The 25,211-nt window shown below is 73.7% G+C and carries 24 protein-coding genes and 1 pseudogene; 17 read left to right on the top strand and 8 right to left on the bottom strand.

Going from position 1 to position 25,211, the window contains the following annotated elements:
* The first annotated feature begins 3 nt into the window (after window positions 1-3).
* Genes ACIQWR_RS31730 through ACIQWR_RS31685 form a run of 10 tightly spaced genes read left to right on the top strand, consistent with a single transcriptional unit; the run spans window position 4 to window position 10,223 of the window.
* Window positions 4-258, top strand: a complete 255-nt coding sequence (locus tag ACIQWR_RS31730) for an acyl carrier protein (RefSeq protein ID WP_354384042.1) — start codon at window positions 4-6, stop codon at window positions 256-258.
* On the top strand, window positions 255-1,433 hold the full coding sequence (locus ACIQWR_RS31725) for an acyl-CoA dehydrogenase family protein (RefSeq protein WP_404016637.1): 1,179 nt from the start codon (window positions 255-257) through the stop codon (window positions 1,431-1,433). Before ACIQWR_RS31730 ends, ACIQWR_RS31725 begins: the two co-directional genes overlap by 4 nt.
* A complete protein-coding gene (locus ACIQWR_RS31720) occupies window positions 1,426-2,508 on the top strand; it encodes an acyl-CoA dehydrogenase family protein (RefSeq protein ID WP_404016635.1) in 1,083 nt (360 codons plus the stop codon). Before ACIQWR_RS31725 ends, ACIQWR_RS31720 begins: the two co-directional genes overlap by 8 nt.
* On the top strand, window positions 2,505-3,197 hold the full coding sequence (locus ACIQWR_RS31715; protein ID WP_404016632.1) for a 4'-phosphopantetheinyl transferase family protein: 693 nt from the start codon (window positions 2,505-2,507) through the stop codon (window positions 3,195-3,197). The genes ACIQWR_RS31720 and ACIQWR_RS31715 overlap by 4 nt, the downstream gene beginning before the upstream one ends.
* The gene (locus tag ACIQWR_RS31710) at window positions 3,190-4,164 is read left to right on the top strand and encodes a hypothetical protein (RefSeq protein ID WP_404016630.1); all 975 of its coding nucleotides are present in this window, start codon (window positions 3,190-3,192) and stop codon (window positions 4,162-4,164) included. The genes ACIQWR_RS31715 and ACIQWR_RS31710 overlap by 8 nt, the downstream gene beginning before the upstream one ends.
* A complete protein-coding gene (locus ACIQWR_RS31705) occupies window positions 4,154-5,713 on the top strand; it encodes an amino acid adenylation domain-containing protein (protein WP_404016626.1) in 1,560 nt (519 codons plus the stop codon). The genes ACIQWR_RS31710 and ACIQWR_RS31705 overlap by 11 nt, the downstream gene beginning before the upstream one ends.
* Entirely contained in the window at window positions 5,710-7,254 is a 1,545-nt protein-coding gene (locus ACIQWR_RS31700) for an AMP-binding protein (RefSeq protein ID WP_404016624.1), read from the top strand. Before ACIQWR_RS31705 ends, ACIQWR_RS31700 begins: the two co-directional genes overlap by 4 nt.
* Window positions 7,251-8,516: a type III PLP-dependent enzyme gene (locus ACIQWR_RS31695; protein ID WP_404016623.1), complete on the top strand. Its 1,266-nt coding sequence runs from the start codon at window positions 7,251-7,253 to the stop codon at window positions 8,514-8,516. Before ACIQWR_RS31700 ends, ACIQWR_RS31695 begins: the two co-directional genes overlap by 4 nt.
* Window positions 8,509-8,973: a cobalamin B12-binding domain-containing protein gene (locus ACIQWR_RS31690; protein WP_404016620.1), complete on the top strand. Its 465-nt coding sequence runs from the start codon at window positions 8,509-8,511 to the stop codon at window positions 8,971-8,973. Before ACIQWR_RS31695 ends, ACIQWR_RS31690 begins: the two co-directional genes overlap by 8 nt.
* On the top strand, window positions 8,970-10,223 hold the full coding sequence (locus tag ACIQWR_RS31685) for a methylaspartate mutase (RefSeq protein WP_404016618.1): 1,254 nt from the start codon (window positions 8,970-8,972) through the stop codon (window positions 10,221-10,223). The genes ACIQWR_RS31690 and ACIQWR_RS31685 overlap by 4 nt, the downstream gene beginning before the upstream one ends.
* 5 nt (window positions 10,224-10,228) lie before the next feature.
* On the opposite strand, the gene ACIQWR_RS31680 is transcribed toward ACIQWR_RS31685, so the two are convergent.
* Window positions 10,229-10,717 (bottom strand): VOC family protein, encoded by a 489-nt coding sequence (locus tag ACIQWR_RS31680; protein WP_404016615.1) that lies wholly within the window; start codon window positions 10,715-10,717, stop codon window positions 10,229-10,231.
* A gap of 217 nt (window positions 10,718-10,934) precedes the next feature.
* Between ACIQWR_RS31680 and ACIQWR_RS31675 the strand changes: the two genes are divergently transcribed.
* Window positions 10,935-12,467: an FAD-dependent oxidoreductase gene (locus ACIQWR_RS31675; RefSeq protein ID WP_404016612.1), complete on the top strand. Its 1,533-nt coding sequence runs from the start codon at window positions 10,935-10,937 to the stop codon at window positions 12,465-12,467.
* 140 nt (window positions 12,468-12,607) lie between these two features.
* Here ACIQWR_RS31675 and ACIQWR_RS31670 read toward each other — a convergent pair whose 3' ends face one another.
* Both ACIQWR_RS31670 and ACIQWR_RS31665 read right to left on the bottom strand, forming a co-directional pair.
* On the bottom strand, window positions 12,608-13,465 hold the full coding sequence (locus ACIQWR_RS31670) for a hypothetical protein (protein WP_404016609.1): 858 nt from the start codon (window positions 13,463-13,465) through the stop codon (window positions 12,608-12,610).
* 149 nt (window positions 13,466-13,614) lie between these two features.
* Window positions 13,615-14,676: a helix-turn-helix transcriptional regulator gene (locus tag ACIQWR_RS31665; RefSeq protein ID WP_404016607.1), complete on the bottom strand. Its 1,062-nt coding sequence runs from the start codon at window positions 14,674-14,676 to the stop codon at window positions 13,615-13,617.
* Between the two features lie 131 nt (window positions 14,677-14,807).
* Between ACIQWR_RS31665 and ACIQWR_RS31660 the strand changes: the two genes are divergently transcribed.
* Together ACIQWR_RS31660 and ACIQWR_RS31655 are read left to right on the top strand one after the other, a co-directional pair.
* Window positions 14,808-15,272 carry a GNAT family N-acetyltransferase gene (locus ACIQWR_RS31660; RefSeq protein WP_404016604.1) on the top strand — a complete coding sequence of 155 codons (465 nt, stop codon included), beginning with the start codon at window positions 14,808-14,810 and terminating at the stop codon, window positions 15,270-15,272.
* Between the two features lie 75 nt (window positions 15,273-15,347).
* Window positions 15,348-16,076: a GNAT family N-acetyltransferase gene (locus tag ACIQWR_RS31655; RefSeq protein ID WP_404016601.1), complete on the top strand. Its 729-nt coding sequence runs from the start codon at window positions 15,348-15,350 to the stop codon at window positions 16,074-16,076.
* Window positions 16,077-16,103: 27 nt separating this feature from the next.
* On the opposite strand, the pseudogene ACIQWR_RS31650 reads toward ACIQWR_RS31655, so the two are convergent.
* Window positions 16,104-16,484, bottom strand: a pseudogene (locus ACIQWR_RS31650) (VOC family protein); the annotation flags it as partial.
* Between the two features lie 132 nt (window positions 16,485-16,616).
* Between ACIQWR_RS31650 and ACIQWR_RS31645 the strand changes: the two are divergent.
* The 3 genes from ACIQWR_RS31645 (at window position 16,617) to ACIQWR_RS31635 (ending at window position 19,501) form a co-directional block, all read left to right on the top strand.
* Window positions 16,617-17,381: a TetR/AcrR family transcriptional regulator gene (locus ACIQWR_RS31645; RefSeq protein WP_404016598.1), complete on the top strand. Its 765-nt coding sequence runs from the start codon at window positions 16,617-16,619 to the stop codon at window positions 17,379-17,381.
* A 176-nt stretch (window positions 17,382-17,557) separates the two neighbouring features.
* The gene (locus ACIQWR_RS31640; RefSeq protein WP_404016595.1) at window positions 17,558-18,850 is read left to right on the top strand and encodes a ClC family H(+)/Cl(-) exchange transporter; all 1,293 of its coding nucleotides are present in this window, start codon (window positions 17,558-17,560) and stop codon (window positions 18,848-18,850) included.
* Between the two features lie 168 nt (window positions 18,851-19,018).
* Complete coding sequence (locus ACIQWR_RS31635) at window positions 19,019-19,501, top strand: DedA family protein (protein WP_404016592.1); 483 nt, start codon at window positions 19,019-19,021, stop codon at window positions 19,499-19,501.
* A gap of 136 nt (window positions 19,502-19,637) precedes the next feature.
* On the opposite strand, the gene ACIQWR_RS31630 is transcribed toward ACIQWR_RS31635, so the two are convergent.
* Genes ACIQWR_RS31630 through ACIQWR_RS31620 form a run of 3 tightly spaced genes read right to left on the bottom strand, consistent with a single transcriptional unit; the run spans window position 19,638 to window position 23,045 of the window.
* Window positions 19,638-21,347, bottom strand: a complete 1,710-nt coding sequence (locus ACIQWR_RS31630; RefSeq protein ID WP_404016589.1) for a hypothetical protein — start codon at window positions 21,345-21,347, stop codon at window positions 19,638-19,640.
* A complete protein-coding gene (locus ACIQWR_RS31625; RefSeq protein WP_404016586.1) occupies window positions 21,322-22,107 on the bottom strand; it encodes a hypothetical protein in 786 nt (261 codons plus the stop codon). Before ACIQWR_RS31625 ends, ACIQWR_RS31630 begins: the two co-directional genes overlap by 26 nt.
* Complete coding sequence (locus ACIQWR_RS31620; RefSeq protein WP_404016583.1) at window positions 22,104-23,045, bottom strand: hypothetical protein; 942 nt, start codon at window positions 23,043-23,045, stop codon at window positions 22,104-22,106. Before ACIQWR_RS31620 ends, ACIQWR_RS31625 begins: the two co-directional genes overlap by 4 nt.
* Window positions 23,046-23,270: 225 nt before the next feature.
* On the opposite strand from ACIQWR_RS31620, the gene ACIQWR_RS31615 reads away from it, so the two are divergent.
* Window positions 23,271-23,966, top strand: coding sequence for a 4Fe-4S single cluster domain-containing protein (locus tag ACIQWR_RS31615; RefSeq protein WP_404016580.1), 696 nt, complete (start codon window positions 23,271-23,273; stop codon window positions 23,964-23,966).
* Here the strand turns inward: ACIQWR_RS31615 and ACIQWR_RS31610 are convergent.
* Window positions 23,941-25,125, bottom strand: coding sequence for a macro domain-containing protein (locus tag ACIQWR_RS31610; protein ID WP_404016577.1), 1,185 nt, complete (start codon window positions 25,123-25,125; stop codon window positions 23,941-23,943). The genes ACIQWR_RS31615 and ACIQWR_RS31610 overlap by 26 nt on opposite strands.
* Between the last annotated feature and the right edge of the window lie 86 nt (window positions 25,126-25,211).

Below are 25,211 nucleotides of genomic sequence, written 5' to 3'. Positions count from 1 at the left end.
TTCATGGATGCCCGCTTTGCCGAGATGCTCACGCCCTTCCTGCCCTTTCTCGGTGACCAGGAGATCACTCCCGACACCCAGCTCCGGGAGCTGGGGCTCGATTCCATGCAGGCCATCGAGCTGATGTTCGCGCTCGAGGACACCTTCGGCGTGGAACTCCCCGACGAGGCCCTCACCGAGGAGACCTTCACCACCGCGGGCAGCCTGTGGAACGCGGCCCTCGGCGCGATGCCCGCCGGTGCGGCGGAGTCGGCATGAGCGACTTCGACGGCCAGGCGCTGACCGAGGCGCTGCGCCGCGTCGGTGAAGTGGCGGAGAAGGAGGCCGGCCCCTGCGACGAGGCCGCCGCGTTCCCGACCGCCGTCCTCGACGCGCTGCGCGACACCGGGCTGCTCGGCCTCACCGTGCCCACCGCCCACGGCGGCATGGGCGGCGGCGTGGACCAGGTCCTGGACGCGGGCATCGCCCTGGGCCGGGTCGACATGTCGGTGGCCATGATCTTCACCATGCACTGCCAGCAGGTCGCCGCCGTCGTGCGTCACGCGAGCCCCCGACTCGCGGAGGAACTGCTCCCGCAGATCGCAGCCGGGCGGCTCTACCTGGCCTCGGTGACCACCGAGGCCGGCAAGGGGGGCCACCTGCTGACGGCCGCCTCGGAGCTCACCGCCGAGCCGGGCCGGCTGGTCATCGACCGCTTCGCGCCCATCGTGACGGGCGGCGCCCACGCGGACGGCTTCCTGATCACCATGCTCAGCCCCACCGCCCGCTCCCCGCACGAGGTCTCCCTCGTCTTCGCCCACCGCGACCAGCTCGACATCGAGGTCTCCGGCGACTGGGACCCGCTCGGCATGCGGGCCAGCCACAGCGTGGCCATGCGGCTGACCGGCCAGGTGCCGGAGCACCAGGTCATCGGCGAACACGGCCAGTTCCGCAAGATCGTGCTGGACACCTTCGGCCCGCTGGCCCACCTCGGCTGGGCGGCGAGCTGGCTCGGTACGGCCGCGGGCGCCCTCTCGCGGGTGCTGCGCCTGCTGCGCAGCCCCGCCGGCCGCAAGAGCACCAACCTCGACTCCGAGCTGCTGCTGACCAGGCTCTCGACGGCCCGGCAGCGTCTGGACACCGTGCACGCGCTGCTCCGGCACACCGCCGCCACCCTGGCCAGCGCGGCCGAGGAGGGCGACGACCTGTCGCGCCCCAAGTACCAGATGCTCATCAACGCCCTCAAGATCACCGCCTCCGAGGAGTGCCACCGGACCATCGAGGACCTCGTCGACGCGGTGGGCCTGCGGCACGGCTACCTCAAGGGCTCGCCCACCGGTCTCGAACGGGCCCTGCGCGACCTGCGGTCGGCGGCGCTCAACTACAACAACGACCGGTTGCACCTCGCCGACGGCAGGCTCGCCCTGCTCGACCCGGAGGTCAACCTTGCCTGAACTGCCCACCGGGCCTGGGGGCGGCGTACGGGAGGTCCTCTCGACCCTCGCCGCCTCCGGCACGCTCCGCGAGCTGTACGGGAAGGAGCCCACCGGCCGCCTCGATCCGCTCCTGCTGCGGCGGCTTATCGCCGACGCCGACGCGAGCGGCCCGCAGGGCGCCGTCCTCGCCCTGCTGGTCCAACTGGCCACGGCGATACCGCTCCTCGCCGACGCGGCGGCCACCCCGGTCACCCGGGAGGTGCTGCGCGCCGCCCTGGAGGGCGAGGCGCTGCTCGCGCTCGCCGCCACCGACGCGGCGGCCGCCGGTTCCGACCTGGCCGCGCTGGGGACGACCGTGGACCTGAGCGACCAGGACGGCGACCTGGTCGTCAGCGGGGTCAAGCGGTGGGTCACCTCCGCCCTGACCGCTGACCACGCCCTGGTCCTCGCCCGGCACCGGCCCGGCCGCCACTTCACCAGCTTCACGTGGGTCCTGGTCCCGCTCGACGCCCCCGGCGTCACCGTGCGCCCCGCCGACACCGACCTCTTCCAGGGCTCCGGCGTCGGTGACGTCCACCTCTCCGGCGTCACCCTGCCCCGCACGCACCTCCTCGGCCGCCCCGGCCGGGGGCTCGCCCTGTTCGCCCGGCACCTCGCCGTCGAACGCCTGGCCTCGGCGGCCTGGGCGATCGAGCTGTGCCGCCGGGTCGTCGGCGACACGGCGCACCACCTGGCCGGCCGGCTGCTCGACGGCGTTCCGCTGCGGAACTCGCCGTCCGTACGCCAGCGCCTCGCCGCCTGCGCCGTACAGGTCAGCGCCCTGCACGCGCTGTGGATGCAATCCCACGAACGGATCGCCACGGACCGCGACGCCACCGCCGCCGCGGTGCTCAAGGCGCTCTCGGGCACCACCGTGGAACGCGTGCTGAGCGAGTGCGGCCAGTTGCGGGGAGCGGACGGTTTCGGTCGAGGCGGGATCCAGCAACTGCGCGCGGAGGCAGCCGTGTTCGGCATCGGCGGCGGCGCCACCGAAGTCGTCCTCGACACCACGGCCGAGCGGCTCGACCACGTACTGGCCGGGCTGACGCCGTGAACGCCCCGACCACCCTCCAGGAGCACACCCGCCTGGACATCGAGGCCGCACCCGGCATCCGGGTCACCCTGGAGATCGGCGGCGCCCCCGCCGCGGACCACCACGGCCTCACCGCGCAGGACCTCGTGCGGGCCCCGGACATGCCCGACTGGCGGTACGCGGAGTACCTCGCCGGCAGGCGGGCACTGCGCCGGCTCCTGGCCGCGCACTTCCCCGAAGCCCGCACGGCCCCCGTCGCGTACACCCCGCAGGGCCGGCCGCACCTTCCGCAGTGGCCCCGCATCGGCATCAGCGTGAGCCACGACGCGGACGCCGTCGCCGCCTGCGTCGGACTCGACCACGCGGTCGGCGTGGACGTGCAGTACCCGCCCACCACCGTGCACCCCGCCATGCTGCGCCACAGCGCCAAGGACCGCGCCGAGGAGCTGGCCCTCCTGCCCGTGGGGCCGCGGGCCACGGAGCTGGCCTGGATGTGGACGGTGCGGGAAGCCGTCCTCAAGAGCGCGGGGACGGGGCTCGCGGGCGGCGTCTGGTCCGCCGACGTCCCCCCGTACGCCCCGCACGGCGCCTGGGGGCCCTACCGGTGGGTGGCCCTGCGGGACCGCTCGCCGATCCCGCTGAGCTGCGCCTTCACGGCGCCTTCCGGACCAGACCCACGAACGACAGCACCAGGAGAACCGCGTGAGTGAGACCCCAGCATCGACGCCGGACCGGGCGGAGCTGAGCTGTTACACCGCGAGCCTGGTCGCCTACCTCGAACCCGGCGCGTCCGACATCAAGGACAGGCTCGCGCGGTCCGTCCGGCTGTCGGTGCGCACCGACTCCCCGGACGGCGGGCTGGCGTTCTCGCACCACGCCCGGGTCGACATCGACGACCGGGGACGCGGCCTCGCCTACCGGGGTGCGCAGGACTGGGAGGCGGCGCGCACCGCGCTCGACGCGGAGTCGGCGCTCCACGGCCGCGTCCTCGCGGTCGGCAACACCCGCCACCTGCCCTGGTCGCCGATGTACGGGACGGTCGGGACACCGCACTGGGTGGTCGTGAGCCGGCATGCCGAAGGGCAGTGGTCCGTCAGCGACGCCTTCGAGGCCCTCACCCCGCACGGCAGCCAGACGCCCTACGCGGGGATCCTCGACGACCGGGAACTGCGCGGCGCCCTGACCCCGCTCGGCCACGCCGCACCGCAGGCCGTCAGCCGCGACCGGCACGCCCTCGGCGAGGAGGCCGCCCTGCCCCCGTACACCGGGTACCGCTGGCTCGAACTCGACGCGGCCCCGCGCCCCGCCGCCCCCGAGGGCACCTGGGTGCACGGCCTGCTGCCCGCGCTGCGCCACGTCGCCGACCAGGTCTGCGCCGACCCCGAAGCGTTGGCGCGCTACGCCGACGACATCTGGACCGCCGCCCGGCACCAGCGCTTCCGCCTGGCATCGGTGCCCGGCGCGCAGGAGGCGTCCGCCGCCTGGGGCGCCCTGCCGCAGGCCGTGCGCTTCGGCATCGCCTCGGCCGAGCGCGGCCGGTTCCGCGCGGGCGCGGTCGAGAAGGCGTTCGCCCAGGTCATCGCCATGGTGGAGCAGTTGGAGGCGGCGGAAGCGGCGGGCGCGGCGGAGCCGCAGCACGCCGGTGCGCGGCAAGGAGGAGCGGGCCGTGACGTCTGACCGCGGACTGTACGGGCGGTTCGCCGCGACGGCCCGGCGGCACCCCGATGCCGTGGCGCTCGACATCGACGGCGCCCGCCTCACGTACGCCGAACTGGAGGCCGTCGCGGGACGGTTGGCCGGCGCGCTCGTGAGCGCCGCCGGTGGTCGGGTGCCCCGCCGGGTGGGCCTGCTCGCCCTGCGCAGCCTGACCGCGTACGCCGGATACCTCGCCGTCCAGCGGCTCGGCGCCACCGTGGTGCCGCTCCACCCGGACTTCCCCCCGTCCCGCACCGCGACCGTCGTGGCGGCGGCGGAGCTGGACTGCGTCCTCACGCAGCCGCAGTACGCCGACGTCGCCCTGCCCGTCCCGGTGGTGGCCCCCGACGTCACCGCGACGGGCGGGGACCCCACCCACCCGCAGCCTCCGCCGGTCGTGGGCACCGACCCCGAGGACGTCTGCTACATCCTCTTCACCTCCGGGTCGACCGGCACCCCCAAGGGCGTGCCGATCCAGCAGCGCAGCATCGCCGCCTACCTGGACCACGTGATCGACCGCTACGGCATCGGCGTCGGCGACCGGCTCTCCCAGACCTTCGACCTGACCTTCGACCTCTCCGTCTTCGACCTGTTCGCGGCCTGGGGGGCGGGGGCCACCCTCGTCGTGCCCGGCCGGGGCGAACTCATGGCCCCCACCCGCTTCGTGGCCCGGGAGCGCATCACCCACTGGTTCTCGGTCCCCTCCGTGATCTCGCTCGCCCAGCGACTGCGCGGGCTGAGCCCCGACAGCATGCCCACGCTGCGCTGGAGCCTCTTCTGCGGCGAGCCGCTGACCACGGCCCAGGCCACGGCCTGGCAGGCGGCCGCACCCGCCAGCGTGCTGGAGAACCTGTACGGTCCGACCGAACTGACCCTGAGCTGCACCCAGTTCAGACTCCCGGCCGGAACGGACCCGCAGCTGCCCGCGGGCGGCACCGTACCGATCGGGGAGCTCCTGCCCGCTCTGGAGCAGCTCGTCGTCGACGAGGACGGCCGCCCCGCGGACGAGGGCGAGCTCTGCGTGCGCGGCGTCCAGCGCTTCCCGGGCTACCTCGACCCCGCCGACAACACCGCACGCTTCTACCGGTACGAGGCCGGGGACGCCCGCGCCGTCCTCGCCGACCCGTCGGGACGGCCCGACGCGGACCTCTGGTACCGCACGGGGGACCGGGTCCGCCACGGCGAGGACGGCCTCGGCCACCTGGGGCGCCTCGACCACCAGGTCAAGGTGCGCGGCTACCGCCTCGAACTCGGCGAGGTGGAGAGCGAGTTGCGCGCCCACCCGCTGGTCGCGGACGCGATCGCGCTGGCCCTTCCGGGCCGCCGCGGCGACACGCGGCTGGAGGCCTTCTGCACCGGGGAGGGCGTCGACGCGGCGGACGTGCTCGCGACGCTGCGCGCCCGACTGCCCGAGTACATGGTCCCCGCGGCGCTGACCGTGCTGACGGACCTACCACTGAACGCCAACGGGAAGGTGGACCGCAGCGCCCTGCGGGACCTGCTCGTCACGACCACCACCCACGCAAGGTGAACGGGGAAGAGAGCTTGAACAGCCAGGCCACGAGCCACACCATCCACTCGCTGCTGGACGCCGCCGTCACCGAGGTGCCCGGGTCCCCGGCGATCCGGGACGCCACCGGCACCTGGACCTACCGCGAACTCGACGCGGCCAGCCGGGGATTCGCCGCCTGGCTGCGGGCCCAGGGCATCGGTCGGGGGGACCGCGTCCTGGTCCAGCTGCACAGCAGCCGCGAACTGGCCGCCATGTTCTACGGCACCTCGCGCGCGGGCGCCGTCTTCGTCCCGCTGAACCCGGCGATGAAGGAGTTCCACCTCACGTCGGTCCTCGGCAACGCGGAGCCCGCCCTCGTCATCACCGACGCCCCGCGGGCCGCGGTCCTGCGGCGGATCAGCTCCGCCCCCGTGCACGACCTGGCCGACGTGTGGCCCAAGACCGAAGGCTCCCACGACGACGTCGACGACCGCTCGACGCCGGACGCGGAGCCGGATCCCGTACGCGCCGACGACCTGGCCGTCCTGATCTACACCTCCGGGAGCACCGCGGCCCCGAAGGCGGTGATGTGCCCGCAGTCGCAGGTGGCCTTCGCCTCCCGCGCCCTGACCGAGGGGCTGGGCTACCGGTCGGACGACGTCGTCTTCTGCCGCTTCCCCATGTCCTGGGACTACGGGCTCTTCAAGGTCCTGATGACGTGCATCGCGCGCTGCCAGATCGTGCTGGCCGACGGCGAGTCCGACTTCGTCCTCCTGAAGCGCATGCGCGAGACCGGGGTGACCGTCGTCCCGATCGTCCCCTCGCTCGCCAGCATGATCACCCGGCTGGCCGGCCGCGACACCGAACCGGTGGCCACCGTACGGATGTTCACCAACACCGGCGCCGCCCTGCCCCAGGCCACCATCGACGCCCTGCGCCAGTACTTCCCCGGCGCGAGCGTGGTCCGGCAGTACGGCCAGACCGAGGCCAAGCGCATCACGCTCATGCCCCCCGCGCAGGACCGGGAACGCCCCGAATCCGTCGGCCTGCCGCTGCCGGGCACCCGGGTGCTGATCCTGGACGCCGACGGCGATCCCGTGCTCACCGGGGAGATCGGCGAGATCGTCACCGCCGGCCCCCACGTGATGGCCGGTTACTGGCGCAACCCCGAGGACACCGCCAGGTCCTTCCGCCGCGACCGCCGCAGCGGCGAGCCGCTGCTGCACACCGGCGACTACGGACACCTCGACGCCGACGGCTACCTCTACTTCAACGGCCGCCGCGACGACATGTTCAAGCACAAGGGCTTCCGCATGAGCACCGTCGAGATCGAGAGCGCCGCCATGGACATCCCCGGCGTGCGCGCCGCGGCCGTACTGCCGCCCGGCGACGGGCACGGACTCGCGCTGTTCGTCGAGAGCGACCTCCAGGCAGGCGAGGTCACCGCCGAACTCACCAAGCGCCTCGAACTGCCGAAGGTGCCCACGACCTGCCGCGTCCTGAGCGAGTTCCCCCTCACCCTGCACGGCAAGAACTCCCGCGCCGCACTGACGGCCCTGCTCCAGGGAGGGGCCGAATGAGCACCCGAATAGGCACAGACACCCCGTACGACGAACTGGCACGGACGCACGGCACCCCGCTGTACGTCTACGACATGGACCGGCTCGACGCCGCCCGCCGTGACCTCGTCAGCTGGCTGCCCGACGGGTGCGAGGTCTTCTACGCCCTCAAGGCCAACCCGCACCCGGAGCTCGTACGGGCCCTGCGCGGGCCCGACGGGCGCGGCTGCCGGGCCGAGATCAGCTCGACCGGGGAACTGGCCGCCGCCCTGGAGGCCGGGCACGCCCCCGAGGACGTCCTCTACACCGGTCCCGGCAAGACCGCGGGCGAGCTGTGCGAGGCGATCGGCCTCGGCGTGCGCCTCTTCTCCGCCGAATCGCTCACCGACCTGGAGCACATCGGCGCGGCCGCGCTGGACCAGGGGACCGTCGCCGACTGCCTGCTGCGGATCAACAGCGCCACGGCCAGCGCGGCCAGCGGTGTCAGGATGACGGGCAAGCCCACCCAGTTCGGCATCGACAGCGAGACGATCGAGGACCTGGCGCCCCGGCTGCTCGCCGTGCCGGGCACCACGATCGCGGGCCTGCACCTCTTCTCCCAGAGCAACGCGGCCGACGAGGCGGCGCTGATCGGTGAGTTCCTGCACACCATCGAGCTGGCCGCGCACATAGAGCGCCAGCTGGGGATCCCGCTGCGACTGCTCGACATCGGCGGCGGCTTCTCCGTCCCCTACGGACAGCACGGCGAGCGGGCGGCCTACCCCGAGCTGCGCGCGGCGCTGGAATCCGCCCTCGACGCGCACTTCCCGCGCTGGCGCGAGGGCGCCCCGCGGCTTGCCGTCGAATCGGGCCGCTACCTCGTGGGCGACTGCGGCACCCTGCTGGCCTCGGTCAGCAACGTCAAGGTCAGCCGCGGACGGACCTTCGTCGTCCTCGACGCCGGCATCAACACCTTCGGCGGGATGTCGGGCATCGGACGCATCCTGCCGGTGTCGGTCCGGCCGGCCCCCGACGAGCGGGACACGCAGCGCGCGTCGCTCGCCGGACCGCTGTGCACCCCCGGCGACATCCTCGGGCGGGAGATCGAGCTCCCGGCCTCGCTCGCCCCCGGCGACCTGGTCGCCATCCCCAACACCGGTGCCTACGGGCCCACCGCCAGCCTGCTGATGTTCCTGGGCAGGCCCGCCCCCGGCGAGGCGGTCGTACGGGGCGCGGAGGTGCTCTCCGTATCCCGCATCGAGCACGTACGTACCTATCGGAAGGTGGCCGAGACCAGTGGCTGACCAGCGGACGCGCGCCAGGCAGACGGTCATCGTGACGACGGTGGCCTCGGACTCCCACACCTGGAACCTCGTCTTCATCCAGCTGCTGCTGGAGGAGATGGGCTACGCCGTGGTGAACCTCGGCCCCTGTGTACCCGACGAGGTGCTGGTGGAGCGGTGCGTCGAGGTCCGCCCCGCCTTCGTCGTGGTGAGCAGCGTCAACGGCCACGGTGCCCAGGACGGGCTGCGGGTCATCGGGAAGCTGCGGGCCGTCTCCGAGCTGGCCGACACGCCGATCGTGATCGGCGGGAAGCTCGGGGTGAAGGGAGCGGACGGCGCCAGCGCGCAGCAACTGCGGGCGGCGGGCTTCGACGAGGTCTTCCACGACGACACCGACCCGGCGAGCGCCCTGCGGCTCTTCGCCGCCTCGCTGCCCCTGGCGGAACCGGACCTGGACCTGGTCCAGAGCGCCCGGTGAGCGAGCGGCAGGCAGCGGGGTTCGGGGCGTTCGTCCAGGCCGCCGCGGCGCGCGACCAGCTCGTCGTGCAGCCCCGGATGGGCTTCAGCGACCCGGTGGCCATGCGCACCGGGCTGGCCGCGACCCGCGGGGTCGCCGGATGCAGCGTCGGCACGATCACCATCGACGCCCACACCCGGGTGGGGCACCTGGCCGCCGCGGAGAGCGCCCTGCGCGAGGGGACCGACCTCAACGGCTACCCGCTGGTGAGCCACTCCCTCGACACCACCACCCGGGTGCTGTCGGGCATTCGGGGCGACGACTTCCCGGTACAGGTCCGCCACGGATCGGCCAATCCGCTCGACATCTTCCGCGCCCTGCTCGCCGCAGGGCTGGAAGCCTCGGAGGGCGGCCCGGTCTCCTACTGCCTGCCCTACGGCCGGACCCCGTTGTCCGAGTCCGTCCGCAACTGGGAGAAGAGCTGCGACCTCTTCGCGCAGCTCCGCGACACCGGCCTGGAACCCCACCTGGAGACCTTCGGTGGTTGCATGCTCGGCCAGCTGTGTCCCCCCAGCCAACTCGTGGCCATCAGCGTGCTGGAGGCCCTCTTCTTCGCCCAGCACGGAATCCGCAGCGTCTCCGTCAGCTACGCCCAGCAGACGAACCGGGAGCAGGACCACGAGGCCATCGTGGCCCTGCGCCGGCTGTGCGGCGAGCTGCTGCCCGTCACCGACTGGCACGTCGTCGTCTACGCCTACATGGGCGTCTACCCCGAGACGCACGCCGGCGCCTACCGCATCCTCGGCGACGCGGCGGAGCTGGCCACCGCCGCGGGCGCCCAGCGCCTGATCGTCAAGACGACCGCCGAGTCCCGGCGCATCCCCACGATCGAGGAGAACGTGCGCGCCCTGGAGTACGCCTCCTGGGCGTCCGCCCGGGTCTCCCCGCCCACCACGGACGAGCCCGCGGACTCCGCGACGTACGAGGAGGCGGCGACGCTGGTCCACGCGGTCCTGAACCTGGACCCCGACCTGGGCCGAGCCCTGCTGCTGGCCTTCCGCAAGGGATACCTGGACATCCCCTACTGCCTGCACCCGGACAACCGGGGCCGGACCAGGGCCTACATCGCCCCGGACGGCCGCCTCGAATGGGCCGAGACCGGCTCCCTCCCCCTCCCCGCCCCCTCCCGCCCCCGCGCGGCCACCCGCGTCACCGCGGCCGCCCTCCTCCAGGACCTCACCTACGTCCGCCGCAAGTTCGACGCCCAGTGACCCGGTCACCCGGTGGCGGCGGCCAGGCGGCGTCGGAGCTCATCCTCCGGGACGTCTTCCAGGTGGGTCAGGAATACCCAGATGTGCCCCGAGGGGTCCTTGAGGATGACGGTGCGGTCACCGTGGAACATGTCCGTCGGCGGCTGGAGGATCTCGGCGCCGGCAGCCTCCGCTCGCTCCGCCAGGCCGTCGACGTCCGGCACGTAGACGTGCAGCATGACGGACGTGCCTCCGCCGAGCGAGGTCGGCGCGGCGAAGGATCCGGCCTGCGCCCCGTCCCCGCCGGCGTCGCCCAGCATCAGCACCGACCGTCCGACGGTGATCTCGGCGTGCAGGATCCCGCCGCCCGGAGCATCGATCCTGATGTCCTCGCGGGCGCCGAAGGCCCGCCGGTAGAAATCGATCGCCGCGGCGGCGTCCGCGACCATGATGTGCGGGATCACGGCGTAGCGGTATCGGTCGGGGATCTCGACGGTGGCTGTGCGCTCGGTCATGGCGAAGCTCCTTGCAAGGGCGCCGCCGGGCAGTTCCCGCGGCTCTGGAACGAACCTAGAAGCTCACCTTTGGTTGAGGTCAAGCGCTGAACTCGGCCCCCGCGCCGGTGTCGGTGGTTTGTCGGGGTTGTCGGAGGGATGTCGGCGGGAGTTGACACCTTGGAGAGGTCATGCCGGACATGCCCGTCCGGCTCGGCGATCCAGGAGGAGATCTCTCGTGCATGACGTAGTGATAGTGGGAGCCGGTCCGGTCGGTCTGGCCCTCGCCTGCGAGCTCGGCCTCGCGGGCTGTTCCGTAGTGGTGCTCGAACGGGAGACGGAGACCGGCTCACCGTTCAGGGCGGCCCCCCTCGGCAGGCGCGGGCTGTCCGCCGCGTCGGTCGAAGCGTTCTACCGGCGCGGCATGCTGGAGTCGTTACTGACGGCGTCGGGCACCCAGGAGATGTTCGGCGCGGCCCCCGAACCGGACGCACCGCAACGCCCCCGGTTCGGCGGCCACTTCGCCGGCATGATGCTCGACGGTTCCCTGATCGATGCCGACGCCCTGCCGTTCCGGCTGCCCAGCCCGGCGCAGGAATCCTTGGCGACGGACCTCGAAGCGGTCGAGACGGTGCTGTCCGAGCAGGCGGCCAAGTTCGGCGTGGAGATCCGGCGCGGTGTCACCGTCACGGCCGTCTCCCAGCACGGCGAAGGCGTCCTCGCCCGAGCCGGTGAGGACACCTACGAGGCGCGCTGGCTCGTCGGCTGCGACGGCGGACGCAGTACGGTGCGCAGGCTCGCGGGCTTCGAATTCATCGGCACCGAGCCCCAGTTCACCGGATACACGATGCTGGCCGATCTGGCCGATCCGGAGCGGATCAGTCCCGGATTCCACCTGACACCGACGGGCATGTACATCCGGCTGCCCGGTGCCGGGTACTTCGCCATGATGGACTTCGACGGCGGCGCGTTCGACCGCTCACGGCCGCCGACCCGCGACCACCTCCAGGAGGTCCTGCGCCGCGTGTCCGGTACCGACGTGACCGTCGACGAGGTCCACATCGCCTCGTCCTTCACCGATCGGGCGATGCAGACGACGGCCTACCGTCGGGGCCGCGTCCTCCTCGCGGGCGACGCCGCCCACATCCATTCCCCCCTCGGCGGTCAGGGGCTGAACACCGGCATCGGCGACGCCGTGAACCTGGGATGGAAACTCGGCGCGACCGTGCGGGGGCACGCGCCGGACGGGCTGCTCGACAGCTACGCCGATGAGCGCCATCCGATCGGTGCGGCGGTCCTCGACTGGTCGCGCGCCCAGGTGGCGACCATGCGGCCGGACCCCTACGCCCAGGCGATCCAGGCGGTGGTCCGCGATCTCATCGGCACCCGCGACGGAGCGACCCACGTGTTCGAGAGGCTGTCGGGAGCCTGGATCCGGTACGACCTCGGCAGCGCGCACCCGTTGGTCGGCCGCAGCGCCCCCGACTTCGCACTGGAGGACGGCACCCGTCTCGGCGACCTCATGCAGGACGGTCGGGGCCTCGTGCTCGACTTCAGCGCCGACCGGCGTCTGCACGCCTCGGCGACGGCCTGGGAGGACCGGATCCGGTACGTGGCCGGGACGGCGAGGAACGACCTCGGGTCGGGCGCGGTGTTGGTGCGTCCCGACGGCGTGGTCGCCTGGTCCGGCGACCGCCACCCCGATGCGGAGGCCTTCGAGCGGGCCGCGACCCGTTGGTTCGGTGCTCCGGCCACGGCGGGCCCGGCGTGACGCCCTCCCGCCGCGGGTGGGTTCCGCTCCGCGGATGACGGCGCCGCCGCTGGTGTCCCCGGCCCCGGTCGGCGCGCGCGGTACCGGTCCGGGCGGGGGAGCCCGGACCGGTACCGTCGGGAGCAGCGGGTCGGGACCCTTCAGCTCGCGCTCACCAGGACGCGGACCATGCCGCGCCCGGAGGGCAGATCGGTGAGCGCCTTGCCCACGACGGCGCCGAAGGCCCGCTCCCGGTCGGTGACCCGGCACGCGTGACCGGTGGTCGCGGAGGTGGTGAGCAGGTCCCCGCAGTGGATGGGGGCCTTCGACGCGTCGGCCAGTACCCACAGCTTGCCCATCAGGGCGATGGGCGCTCCGCCCTCGTGGTCATCGAGCACCATCGCCGGCTGGACTCCGCCGGCTCCGGAGACGATCCCGGCGACGCGGGCGTCGTACGCCCGGGAGCAGGGCGTGATCCGACCTCCGTCATCGAGGACCACGACCATGCCCGGACTGACCGCCGCCGGGCCGGCGACGGTGAGGGCTTCGGCGTAGTCGGCGCCGGGATGGGTGATGCGGCCGGTGACGTGCACGTTGCCCTCGAAGTAGCCGGCCATCCCCTGGGAGAGGTTCACGCCGACCACGGCGCCGTGTTCAAAGGTGTGCGACACGCCGCGCACGCCTTCGAACGTCTTGCTCTCGCCGTACACGCCCGCGCCGCTGCCCGGGTTGGGGTTGTCGTTGATGCCGACGACTCCGGCCGAGCCCAGCGCGTGGCTCACGCCGTGACAGCCTTCGCCCGCGCTGCTCTCGAACCAGCTCGCGTCGCCCCGGCCGTTGGTCTTGTCGTTGATGCCGACGACCGCCCCGTGTTCGGAATGGCTCACTCCGCGGATGGCCTCGCCCTGGAAGCTCTCGCCCGCCAGCGCCTGACCGGATCCGCGGTTGCTCACGGAGAAGGAGGTGTCGCCGCTCGCGGTCTCGCCCCGCGAGGGCTCGTTGAAGTTGATCTTCGTCATGGTGACTCCTGGGAAGGAGGGGAGGGGGAGGAACCCCCGGTGGGGATCCGTGGATCCGGAGATCCGGGGATCCTCCTTCCATGGCTTCCATGGTGGGCCGGGCCGCCGGCGCCGCGACCCCCTGAAATCAGGGATGGACGGGCCCGGGATCAGCGGGTCAACGCGGCGATGAGTTCGTCGCGGCCACCCGCGCCCGTCTTGCTGAAGAGGGCCTTGAGGTGGTCGTTGACGGTGTACGGGGAGAGCCCCAGGTGCCGCGCGATCTGTTTGACGGCATCCCCGGTGCGAAGCGCGCCCAGGGTGTCGCGTTCGCGGGGCGTGATGCCGTACCAGGCGCAGAACGACGGGAGGACGAGGTCCGCGACGGTTCCCTGGACGACGAGGGCGACGTCACCGGCTCCCTCCTCGTCGAGCGGCTCGCCGAGGAACGTCATCCATCGGCCGCAGACGGCCGGTGGCGTGCAGACCAGCGGTGTCCACGCGTCGGAGTCCCGGGCGCGGGCCCGTGCGGAGAGGGAGAGGGCGACAAGGAACGGTTCGGTGACCCAACCCGGGATGGTGTGCCCTGCCCGCAGCTGGCCCAGCCACTCCTTCGCCTGCGGACTGATCGCCTTGATCCGATGGTCGCTGCCGACCGTGACCACTCCGGCGGCGAGCGGGGGAGCGGCGGGACAGAGCGGGCCCGCGGTGGCGTACCGCCGCAGGGCCGCCACCAGCGCGGGCCGCAGCCGCACGGCCCGCTGGACGTCGTCCTGGTCGAAGGGGCAGGCGCCCGCGCAGCGCAGCAGCGCGAGGGAGCCCCACACGCCGTGGACGTCCGCGATCAGCAGCCGGAGCTCGGAGCCGGCCCCGTGCTCGGCGAGGACCCGGCCGATCCACGGGTCGGGCGGGCCGTCACCGGCCGGACCCACGACGGCGGCCGGGGTCCGCAGCCCGGCCAGCGCGGCCGGTCGGTACGGATCGCCGTCCAGGTAGCGGTGCATGACCAGTGCGGTGACCAGCGCGGGCTCGTACTGGTGCCAGAAACTGAAGCAGCCGAGGCCCAGCCCCGTCGCGGGATCGGTGGCCACCACGCTGAGCGCGTCGTGCGCGATGATCGGGCGCAGCACCTGGGACATCGCGGCCCCCGCGCCCTCGGGCCCAGCCTTCTGGCTCGCGGCGGCGTAGAGATCGCGCGCCACGCGTCCGGTGTCGAAGAACGTGAGGGCCACTGATTCCCACTATCCCAGCGGTCGACCCGCCGCACCCGCCGAGCCCCACGGACCGGGCACGGGTCCCGGCACGCCACCTGACCCGCGCCCCGCGGACGGACGCCCCGGGGCGACTACATAGGGTGCGGCCCATGCCGGATTCACTCCACTTGCAAGAGCTCACCCCCGACAACTTCGACGCCGCGGTCGACCTGAAGGTCCGCCCCGACCAGGAGCACCTGGTGTCCCCCGTGGTGAAGTCGATCGCCGAGGCGTACGTGCACCCCGGCGTCGCCTGGCCCCGGCTCGTCTGCGACGGCGACGAGATCGTCGGCTTCCTCATGGCCTTCTTCGACATCGACTGGACCGGCGAGGGGGTCGACTTCCGCTCCGGGCTCTGGCGCCTGAACATCGCGGACGGGAAGCAGGGCCGCGGCTACGGGCGCTTCGCGGTGGAGGCCCTGGCGGCCGAGATCCGGCGCCGCGGCGGTACGCGGCTCACGACCACCTGGCACGCCGAGGCGGACGGTCCCGGGGACTTCTACCTCGGGCTCGGCTTCCGACCGACCGGCGAGACCAGCGGGGGCCAGACGGTGGGCGCGCTGGAACTGGCTTGAGCCCGGCCGCAGCAACCGTCGGTCGCGCCCGCGCGTTCCGTACGCTGGCAGGACACATCCAGGCCAGGAGCAGCCGTGACCTTCCGCAGCAATGACTTCGACCAGCCCATCGGCGAGCCGGTGCCCGAGTGGTCCCCGCGTCCGCTGCCCGGCGCGGTGACCCTCGAAGGCGCGTACTGCCGGCTGGAGCCGCTCGACGCGGACCGGCACGCGGCCGACCTCTTCGCGGCCTACTCCAGCGCCCCGGACGACCGGGACTGGACGTACATGTTCACCGGGCCGATCCAGGACGCGCGGGGCTTCCGGCGCCACGCCGAGGAAGCGGCGGCCACGAGCGACCCCAGGCACTACGCGGTGATCGACCTCGACCGGGGCACGGCGGTCGGCACGCTCGCGTTGATGCGGCAGGACCCGGAGATGGGCGTCGTCGAAGTCGGCAGCGTGATGTTCTCGCCGCTGATGAAGCGCAGTCCGCTCTCGACCGAGGCCCAGTTCCTGGCCATGCGGTACGTCTTCGACGCGCTCGGATACCGACGCTACGAGTGGAAGTGCGACAGCCTCAACGCACCTTCGCGCACGACGGCGGAGCGCCTGGGATTCACCTTCGAGGGCATCTTCCGCCAGGACATCGTCTACAAGGGCCGCAGCCGCGACACCGCCTGGTTCTCCGTCATCGACGGCGAGTGGCCCGCCAACCGGCGGGTCCTGGAGTCCTGGCTGTCACCCGACAACTTCGACGCCCGTGGAATCCAACGCCGGTCCCTCGCCGAAGTCCGCGCCGCCGCGGCCGCCGCCCACGCGTAGGTCCGTTTCGCTCGCCGGACCGTTCGAGGCGGCCGCGTTCCAGTCGACGAGCTGGACGATGACGCCGTTGGGGTCCCGGACCTGGAAGGCGCGCTCCCCCCACTCCTCCTCGGTCAGCGGCATGGTGATGGTGACGCCCTCGGTGCGCAGACGGGCCAACTCGCCTTCCAGGTCATCGACCACGAAGGCCAGGATCACGCCGTGGGCGTGGTCGTCGCGCTGGTCCGCGGGCAGCGACGGCAGGCCGCGGCGCAGGAAGATGACGTTCATGCCGGCGTCCGCGCGCGTCAGGGACGCGAAGCCGTCGGCCGCCATCTCCTCGTGGAACCCGAAGTGCGCGGCGAGGAAGGCGCTGGACGCCGCGACGTCGTCGACGTTCAACGTGACGGCCGAGGAAGTGATCTTCATCGAATGCTCCTTGAGGCAGAAGTGGCGCGGCAGGGAGGGCGGAGGGGAGGGGCGCGGCCGGAGCACCGCCCCGATCTCCGTACTTCGTACACTGTACGGCGTACGAAGTGCGAGCGCGAGGTACTTTTGCGCGTGACCACTGAACGCACCGGCGCCGGCGACCCGGCCCGCACGCTGCAACTGCTCTGGCGCGACGAGGCGACGGTCCCCCGGCGCGGCCCCCGTCAGCGGCTGACCATCGACGCCGTCGTGTCCGCGGCGACCTCCCTCGCCGACGCCGAGGGGCTCACGGCGGTGACCATGCGCAGCGTGGCGAACGCGCTCGGCGTGGCCGCGATGACGCTGTACACCTACGTGCCGGGCAAGGAGGAGCTGCTCGACCTCATGCTCGACGCGGCATACGCCCGCATGCCCCGCACCGACACCTCGGGTCGGCCGTGGCGGGAGCGGGTGTCGGCCGTCGCCGGGGCGAATCGACAGCTGTTCGAGTCCCACCCGTGGGCGGCCGCCGCTTCCACGGTCCGCCCGCCGCTGGGCCCCGGGCAGATGGCCAAGTACGAACACGAGCTGTCGGCACTGGACGGCTTGGGGCTGGGCGACGTCGCCATGGACGCGGCGCTGACCTACCTGCTCGGCTTCGTGCAGGGATGGGCCCGCACGGCCGCGGACGCCCGCGCGGCGCAACGGGACAGCGCGATGGACGACGAGCAGTGGTGGGCCGCCCACGCCCCCCTGCTCGCGCGCGTCCTCGACGAGCGCGCCTACCCGCTGGCCTCGCGCGTCGGCTCCGCCGCGGGCGCCGCGCAGGGCGGCGCCTACAGCCCCGAGCACGCGTACGCCTTCGGCCTGGAACGCGTCCTCGACGGTCTCGCCGTGCTCGTCGATGCCCGGGGCTGAGCCGATCGGTCGCCCTGCTCCCGGTGTTCCTGGAAGAGCGGGGTGACTCGGCGAAGACCCGATCCGCTCGCCCGGTCGGGTCGCCGCGGGCGCCGTCACGGCGAGGTGCGCCGCCATGGTCGGGCGGGGGATGCAGGCTCGGCGGACGTCCTCGTGCGGCTCGGTGGAGGCAGTCCATGTCCATTGCCATTGCCGGTGCCGGCCGCCGTCACACCGGCCGGGCCTTCGCGGTGGCGGCGGCGGCCGGTTCCCTGGTCGGCCTGGTCGGCGGCGGCTTCCGGTGGTGCCTCGCGCACGCCGAGGACCTGCGCGCTTCGATCCTGGCGGCCGCCGGTCCGGGCCCCGCGGGAGTGCTCGTCCCGGTGGCGCTCACCGCGCTGGGGGCGGCGCTGGCGTGCGCGATCGCCCAGGGCGTCCCGCACGCGGCGGGCAGCGGGATCCAGCACGTGGAGGCGGTGTGGCGCCGTGAGTCCGAGGCGCACCCGCTGTGGCTGCTGCCGGCGAAGTTCTTCGGCGGCCTCGTCGCGATCGGCTCGGGCCTGGTCCTGGGGCGCGAGGGGCCGGTCGTCCACATGGGCGCGGCGATCGGGTCGGTGGCCGGCCGCCGTGCCCGGTTGGACCCCGGGGACGCCCGCCTGCTGTACACCGCGCTCGGCGGAGCCGGCCTGGCGGCGGCGTTCACGGCCCCGCTGGGCGGGTTGCTGTTCGTCTGTGAGGAGGTGACCCGCTCGATCAGGCCGCGCCTGGTGCTGTTGACGCTCGTCGGCACCGTCAGCGCGGTGGCCTGCTCCCGGTTCGTCGTGGGGGGCGGCGCCGCGTTCCCGGTGCCGGACCTCGTGGCCCCACCGGTGTGGATGCTCGGGGTGTTCCTGGTGTTCGGCGTGACGGCTGGGGCGCTGGGAGCCGCCTACAGCGCGCTGGTCGTGGGGACGCTGGCCGCGTGCGACCGCCTGACCGGGGTGCCGCTCACCGCCCGGGCCGCCTTGATCGGAGCCGTCGTCGGAGCGCTGATGGCCGTCGACCCCTTGCTGGCCGGCGGTGGCGATCCGCTGAGCGAGCGCCTGCTGGCGGGCGGCGGCATGACGGTGGCGGCCCTGCTCGCGTACCTGGCCGTCCGGTTCGTGGCGGGCCCCCTGAGCTACGCGGCGGCGACGCCCGGCGGGCTCTTCGCCCCGTTGCTGGCCCTGGGCGCACTGTGGGGGACGCTGGCCGAGGCCCTCGTGTCCCCGCTGCTGCCCGCCGGCGCGGCGAGCCCCGTGGCGTTCGCCGTGGTGGGGATGGCCGCCCTGTTCACGGGGGTCGTACGGGCCCCGCTCACGGGCGTCGTCCTGGTCGCGGAGATGACGAACGCCGGCTCGCTCGCCCTCCCGCTGCTCACCGCGTGCTTCGCCGCGCACGTGACCGCGGACCGCTGGGGGAGCGAGCCCATCTACGACAGCCTGCGCCGCCGGATGCTGCAACGCCCCTGATGGGGTACGCGGCGCACCCGTTCGGTTAGGGTTGCCTTGCCTGATGTGCGGGCGGGTAGGTTCGAGTTTCGGTGCGCCGGTGGCAGCCCGATGAGACGGAACGGGTAGGGGCAAGGGTGCAGGTGCGAGATGGTGGCCGGGTCGGCGCGGAGCCCGCGAAGAGGCGTCGTGGATAAGATCGCGCTCACCGCCGGAGCCCTCTACGTCATCGTCCTGCTCCGCGCCGGAGGGACGTTCGCCATCGGGTGGCTCGCCGCGGCCGGCGCCCGACGGAGCAGGTTCGCCGGGCGGACCTCCTCGGCGAAGTTCCAGCGCGCCGAGCGGGCGATCCAGCGGTGGGGCGCGCCGGTGGTGGCCGTCTCCTTCCTGACCGTCGGATTCCAGACCGCCGCCAACTTCATCGCGGGCACCATGCGCATGCCGCTGCCCCGCTACCTCCCCGCCCTCTTCGTGGGCGGAGCGGCCTGGTCACTGATCTACGCGACCGCGGGGATCGGCGTACTCGAAGTGCTGGGAAGGCTCTTCGCCGAGCGGACGGCCCTCGGGGTGTCCGCCGTGGCCCTGCTCCTCCTCGCGGTCTGCGGGGCGGTGCTCTACCGCAGGAGGAAGACCGTCCCGACCGCCGGCGACACCGCGGCCGACGAAGCCTGATTCCCTTGTACGTCCGCAACCGGGTCGAGCGCCTTCGATACCGGCCCGCTGGGGTCATGGGAAGCCGGAAGCCGGAAGCCGGAAGCCGTATCGGAGGGAACCGATACGGCTTCCGTCGTACTCCGGGCCCGCCGCCTCAGGGCGTGGCGGGCGTGGCGGGCAGTAGGGGCCAGGTGCGCGACGAGAGGCGCATGGCGGACTCGGTGACCGCGGGATCAGCCGCCTTCTCCATCACCTCCTGGAGGAACGCGTGCGCCGCGGCCTCGTAGAGGTCCGTCGTCGACCGCAGCCGGGCGTTGAGGGCGTGCTCGCGCAGCTCGGCGCGTGCGTCGGCGGTCGACTCCAGCGCTCGCGCCCGCCCCATGGCAGCGGCAGCGGCCTCCCTCGCGTGCACCAGGCGGGCACGCAGCTCCAGGTGGGAACGGTAGGAGTCGAGGTACGGGTGTTCCCGCAACAGCCCGAGCAGCAGGCCGATGCCTCCCGAGAGCAGGAGCAGGGCGACGAACATCCAGGTCACGGTGGTCGGTTCGAGGTGCAGGCTGTCGACGAGCGTCGGAGGCGGCTGAAGCTCCCCGATGCCGGCCACGCCGGCGAGATCCGGGGAGAGCGGCTGCGGAGCGCGGTGCCGGAAGACCAGCTTGGACCTCAGGTCGCCGAGGGCCCAGGCGGAGAACCCCCACGCCGTGAGCAGGGCGACCGCGGGCAGTCCGATGCCCATCGCAGAGGCGGTGCCGGACCGGCTGCGCAGGGCGCGGCCGGCGAGGTGGGGTACGACCACCATGACGAGGGCCGCCGAGATGGCCAGGGTGCCCGACAGGGTGTCCGACTCCGTGCTCCCCGCCCCGTGGAAGGGTTGGAAGGCGATCCAGTAGATCGGCACCTCCACGGCGGCGATGACCAGGAGGAGGGCCCACACCATCCAGCGCGGCAGACCGGGCCGCGTCGACAACCCCTCCCACAAGAGGGCCTCTTCGCCTTGCAGTTGCTGGTCCGCGTGCCGGTACGCCGCACGGGGATCGGCCGGGTCGCGGCGGGAGCCGACGCCGGCCGCCGAGGCGGCCGCCGGACTCGGATCCACGGACTGCCAGTCCTCGTCCTCGGGGCCGAGGGCCGGCACGTCCGGCGCCCCCCGGCCGTCGTCCGCGTCGTCCGCCCCGTCCCCGTGGGGGTGGTCGGGGTCTTCGGCCCCTGCCTTGCGGGGAGCGGCGCCGGGAGCCCCGGAGCCCCGCCCGTCCGCGTCCCCGCGCGCGCGGCCGTCCGTACCCTCGGCCCGGTCGGGATCGGGGTCGATGTGGCCGAAGCGGGCGCGCAGCCAGCGTTCCTCCAGCTGTTCCCGGACACCGTCCCGGAACCGCTCCCAGCGCACGGCCCGGGCGGCGAGCCGGTCCAGCTGGGAGCGGTTCGTCCGCAGCCAGCCCGCGCTCTCCGCCAGCTGGTCCTCGATCCTGCGCACCTCCTGCTCGTGGCCGGCGGCGGCCGAGACGGCGTTCGCCTTCTCGGTGTGCGCCCGGGCCGCCTCCTCTGCCGCGTCCGCGCTCAGCCGGCTGCGCACGAGGTCGCGCACGGCGGCCAACTGGGCGAAGTAGGGCACCCGGTCCCCGCTGGCCAGGACCCATGGGTCCAGCACGCCGTTCTTGGCCGCTTTGGCGCCGCGGCGGCGGGCCTCGGCCATCAATCGGCGCTGGTCCGGGTCCTCGACGGAGTAGGGGCGGCGCTGCGGCCGGGTGGGCGACGGCACGCCGCGGGCGGCGCTCGTTCCGGCGTCGGGCCGGCGCCGGAACGGCCGGGCGAAGCGTGCCCGGCGGGGCGTGGGGCCGGGATCAGCGCCGGTAGTCGTCGTGGACACGGGCCTTGGCCCTCCTCTCCAGGATCTCCGTCCAGAAGGCGTCGAACGGCTCGTACTCGCTGGGCTTGGCTTCGTGGCTCATGCCGTAGCCGACCGGGTAGACGTCCATGCGGGAGAGCTCCGGCACCCCGCGGGGGCCGACCAGCTTCTCGACGGCGCTCGTACGGGCCTCGGGGGTGGCAATGGTCTTGGAGTCCAGGTAGAACTCCGGGTCCGCCTGTTCGAAGTCGCTGACCACGAGCAGGGCCGCGCGAGCGCCCCCCGAGGGGATCGCCTCGGCGGCGCGCGCGATTCCACCGAGGACGTCGGATCCGCTTTCGGTCTCCTGCGCGCACTTCAGCATCGCGCGGGCCGCCACCACGGCCCGGGTCATGGCCTCCTGCCTGACGGCCGCCACGTCGTCGGTGCTCTCGGCCGGAGGATCGAGGTCGACGTCGTTGATCCGGCACCGGGAGGCCTTCGACGAGCGGGTGATCGGCGCGAAGGCCATCGTGCCGCAGCCCTGCTTCTTCATGAACGGCACGATCGTCGCGTCGAGTTTGGCCTTCGCGTCGAACCCGTCCTTGGGCGAACCGGAGCCCGAGCCGTCCAGGACGACCGCGCACGGCGTGCCGGCGGCCGCGGGCTTCTCGCTGGAACAGCCGACCACGGCGAGCTGGGCGGCCAGCGCGAGGACGGCCAGCGGTAGGGCGGCGAGCAGCCGGGCCGGCGGCCGGGCGCGGAGCGGGCGCACCCGCGGCCGCGGGTGGTGGGACGTCATCGCATTCCCCCCTGCTGGTCGGCGGCCGGGCGCGGCCGGTGGCCGGTCGGGGCGCTCGCCCCGTCCCTCCTGGGCTGCGTGTCGAGGATCTCCAACGCCCGGGCGACGGCGTGGGTGCGTGCGCCCGCCGGCGGGGCCTGTACCGGGGTTCCTCCGGTGAGCAGCCACGCGTCCACGTGGTTCCAGGTGGCGTCGAGCGTGACGCGGCCCGGCAGCCAGTGCACGGGACGGGCGGTGAAGGGCGGGTCGGCCGGTCCCCCCGCCGCCCCGGCCGGCGCCGGTCCTCCCGGGGCGGCCGGTGCCCACGCCGATCCCGGTGCCCACGCCGGTCCTGGGGCCGGCCCCGCGGCCGGCCCGGTCAGGGGCGGCTCCGGGGGCGGCTGCGGTGTCCGGGCCCACTGGGGCGTCCGGGTCCCCCGCCGGGTGCGGCGCGGCTCCGCTGCCAGGCGGCGCTCCTCGGCCCGGGCGGTCTGGACGGTCGACCACACCGCGTCCCAGTAGCAGGCCAGCCGCTGATTGGCCTCGTGGGTGAGGGCCGTGGCCCGGGCACGGCACAGCTCGGCGTCGGCCCGCCAGCCTCCGACCGTCTTGCCGTAGCGGGCGAGCGCGGCCGGTGAGGGCTCGGCCCGCACGTCGTACTGGGTCACCACGCGCACCGATTCCGCGTGGATCTCGATGATCAGCCGCCGCTTGTCCCGCAGCAGGCGGGAGCGCAACTGCCCGACGGCGCGCAGGGCGCCCGCCTGGGCCTCCATCACGAACGGGGTCACGATCTCCGGGAGTTCCAGGAGCGCGCCGGGCTCCGGTGGCGGCAGCGTCGGCAGGAGGGGGCGCAGGCCGGGTGCGTCGAGCCGGCCGCGGCGCCGGGCCCGGTAGGCGGTTGCCCGCCCGAGCCGGGCCCGGCGCGCGGGTCCTCGGATCTGGTCCGTGGCGATCATGATGACGGATTCCCCCTTCTCCGCTGCCCTCGCTCCAGATGCAGGAGGGTAACCGAAGGAAAGCAGAAAGAGTGCCGTAATTCGATGGGTTCCCCCACCCCGGCGTGCGCCACCCGAAGTCGACTGGTTGTCGCCCGGAAAACGACCGGATTATTCTCGGGAAAGGTTTGCGGTGGGCGGGTAATTCCGTTGATACTCGATTCCCGTCCACCGGGGGAGGGTGCGGTGCGCATCGAAATCAGCGGGACGCATTTCCCGCTGGAGACGCTCGGTCCCGGCCGACGTCTCGGCGTCTGGTTGCAGGGCTGTCCGCTGGCCTGCGCGGGGTGCATGTCGCGGCACACCTGGGCGCCGGGTGGCGGCGCGAGGTCGTCGGTGCGCGAGCTGCTCGACCTGTGGCGCGACGCGCTGGACCGCGGCGCGCAGGGCCTGACCGTCAGTGGTGGGGAGCCGCTGGAACAGGCCCGGGCCCTGGAGGAGTTCCTGGCCGGGGCGGACCGGCTGCGCGGCGAGGCGGCGGGTGTCCGAGGGGCGCGGGACGGTCCGCGCCCCGACTTCCTCGTCTACACGGGCTACGAACAGGCGGAGTGGGACCCGCCCAGGCTGCGGGCCCTGCGGCACGCGGACGCGGTGATCGCGGGGAGGTTCCGGATCGCCGAGCCGACCGGGCTCGCCTGGCGCGGTTCGGCGAACCAGCAGCTGCTCCCGCGCACCGCGCTGGGCCGGGAGCGTTACGCGCCCCACCTGGGGCGGCGGTCGACGGGCCGGGCCGTCCAGGTCGTGGTGGAGCCGGGGCGGGAGCCCGGCGAGGCCCCGGCCGCCCACCTCCTGGGCGTACCGGCCAGGGGGGAACTCGTCTTCTACGAAAGGTGGTTGGAGGAGCATGGGCTGCGACTCAGGGGGCGGAGCTGGCGTCCGTGAGGAGCCGGGCGACCTCGGGCCGGCGGGCGACGAAGTGCACCGTCCAGTCGGGGTGCCGGCTCAGCTCCTCCTGAACGGCCCAGCGCAGCCAGCGGGCGGCCTTGACGGGGGGAAGGCCGCCCTGGCCGGCGCCGAGCAGGGGGAAGCAGATCGAGGTCAGGGGCGGGTCGTACGCCTCCCGTTCGGCGGTGGCCCGGGCGAAGACGGCCGCGACGGCGTCGGCCAGTGTCTGCGGGTCCACCTGGTAGCGGACGTCGTTGCCCAGGGGCCGGACGACGGCCGCGTGGTAGATGCGGCGGATCCCGCGCTCCGCGAGGGCGCCCGCGGAGGTGGGGACGACGATGCCGGGCCGCACCGGCAGGCCGGTGCGGCCGTGGGCGCGCATCCAGTCGCCGAGTTCCCTGGTGAGCACGTCATCGGTGATCTCCCCGCCCGCATTGCGCACCGCGGCGGCCCGGCGCAGCGCGCCCGAGACGGTCGGGCGGAAGGTCTTGGACATCTCCATGTGGGTGTTCTCGGAGGACACCAGGATGTCGATGTCCCGCAGCAGTTCCACGGAGGACACGTGCACGGTGATGCGCCGCAGCGTGGCCGCGGGCAGCGCCGGCCCGGCCGCGCGGGCGGGCGGGTCGGGCAGCGCGCCGGCGTCCTCGGCGCGTGGCGGCTCGGCCGCGGCCTCGCGGGCCAGCGCGAGGGCGGCGCCCGCGAGTTCGGCGATGACCTCCTGCTCCTGGCCCCGGCGGAACCGCTCCGCCGTGACGCCGTACACGGCGGCCGCGGCCTTGCGGCGGTCCTGGGCGGGGGCGCCGCGCCGGCCGGGGAGCAGCCCGAAGGTGTGGGCGGCGGCCCGGCCCAGGGGGTCGGCGCGACGGCCGTCGGTGTCCTCGGACGCCGGGCCGGGTGCGGCGGCGAGCCGTCGTGCGGCGGCCTGGAGCAGGGCCTCGATGCCTGCGGGCTCATCCGCGGAGCCGGCCGCGAACCCGGCCGCGGCGGCGGCCCGCCCCAGTGCCTCCGGCCGGATGCGTCTGAGTCCTGCGAGGCCGGGCCGGCGCAGGGTGTGCAGTTCCTCCGTCAGCTGGGCGTGGGAGGGCAGTTCGGCGCCTGCCGGGGCGGTGGGGGACCGCTGGTCGGGCGCGGACGCGGGGGTCTGCGGGCTCATGGCCGACACGATAATCGTGGTTGCCGGATTCGAGGTCGGCCCGTACCGGGAATGGCCCGGAACGATCTGTTCTCATTGCCCGGCGC

Origin of the sequence: Streptomyces sp. NPDC098789 (assembly GCF_044759975.1) — a bacterium.
Taxonomy (GTDB): domain Bacteria; phylum Actinomycetota; class Actinomycetes; order Streptomycetales; family Streptomycetaceae; genus Streptomyces.
The sequence above is the reverse complement of the archived record's forward strand: the minus strand, read 5'-3'. Positions and strand labels throughout refer to the sequence as shown.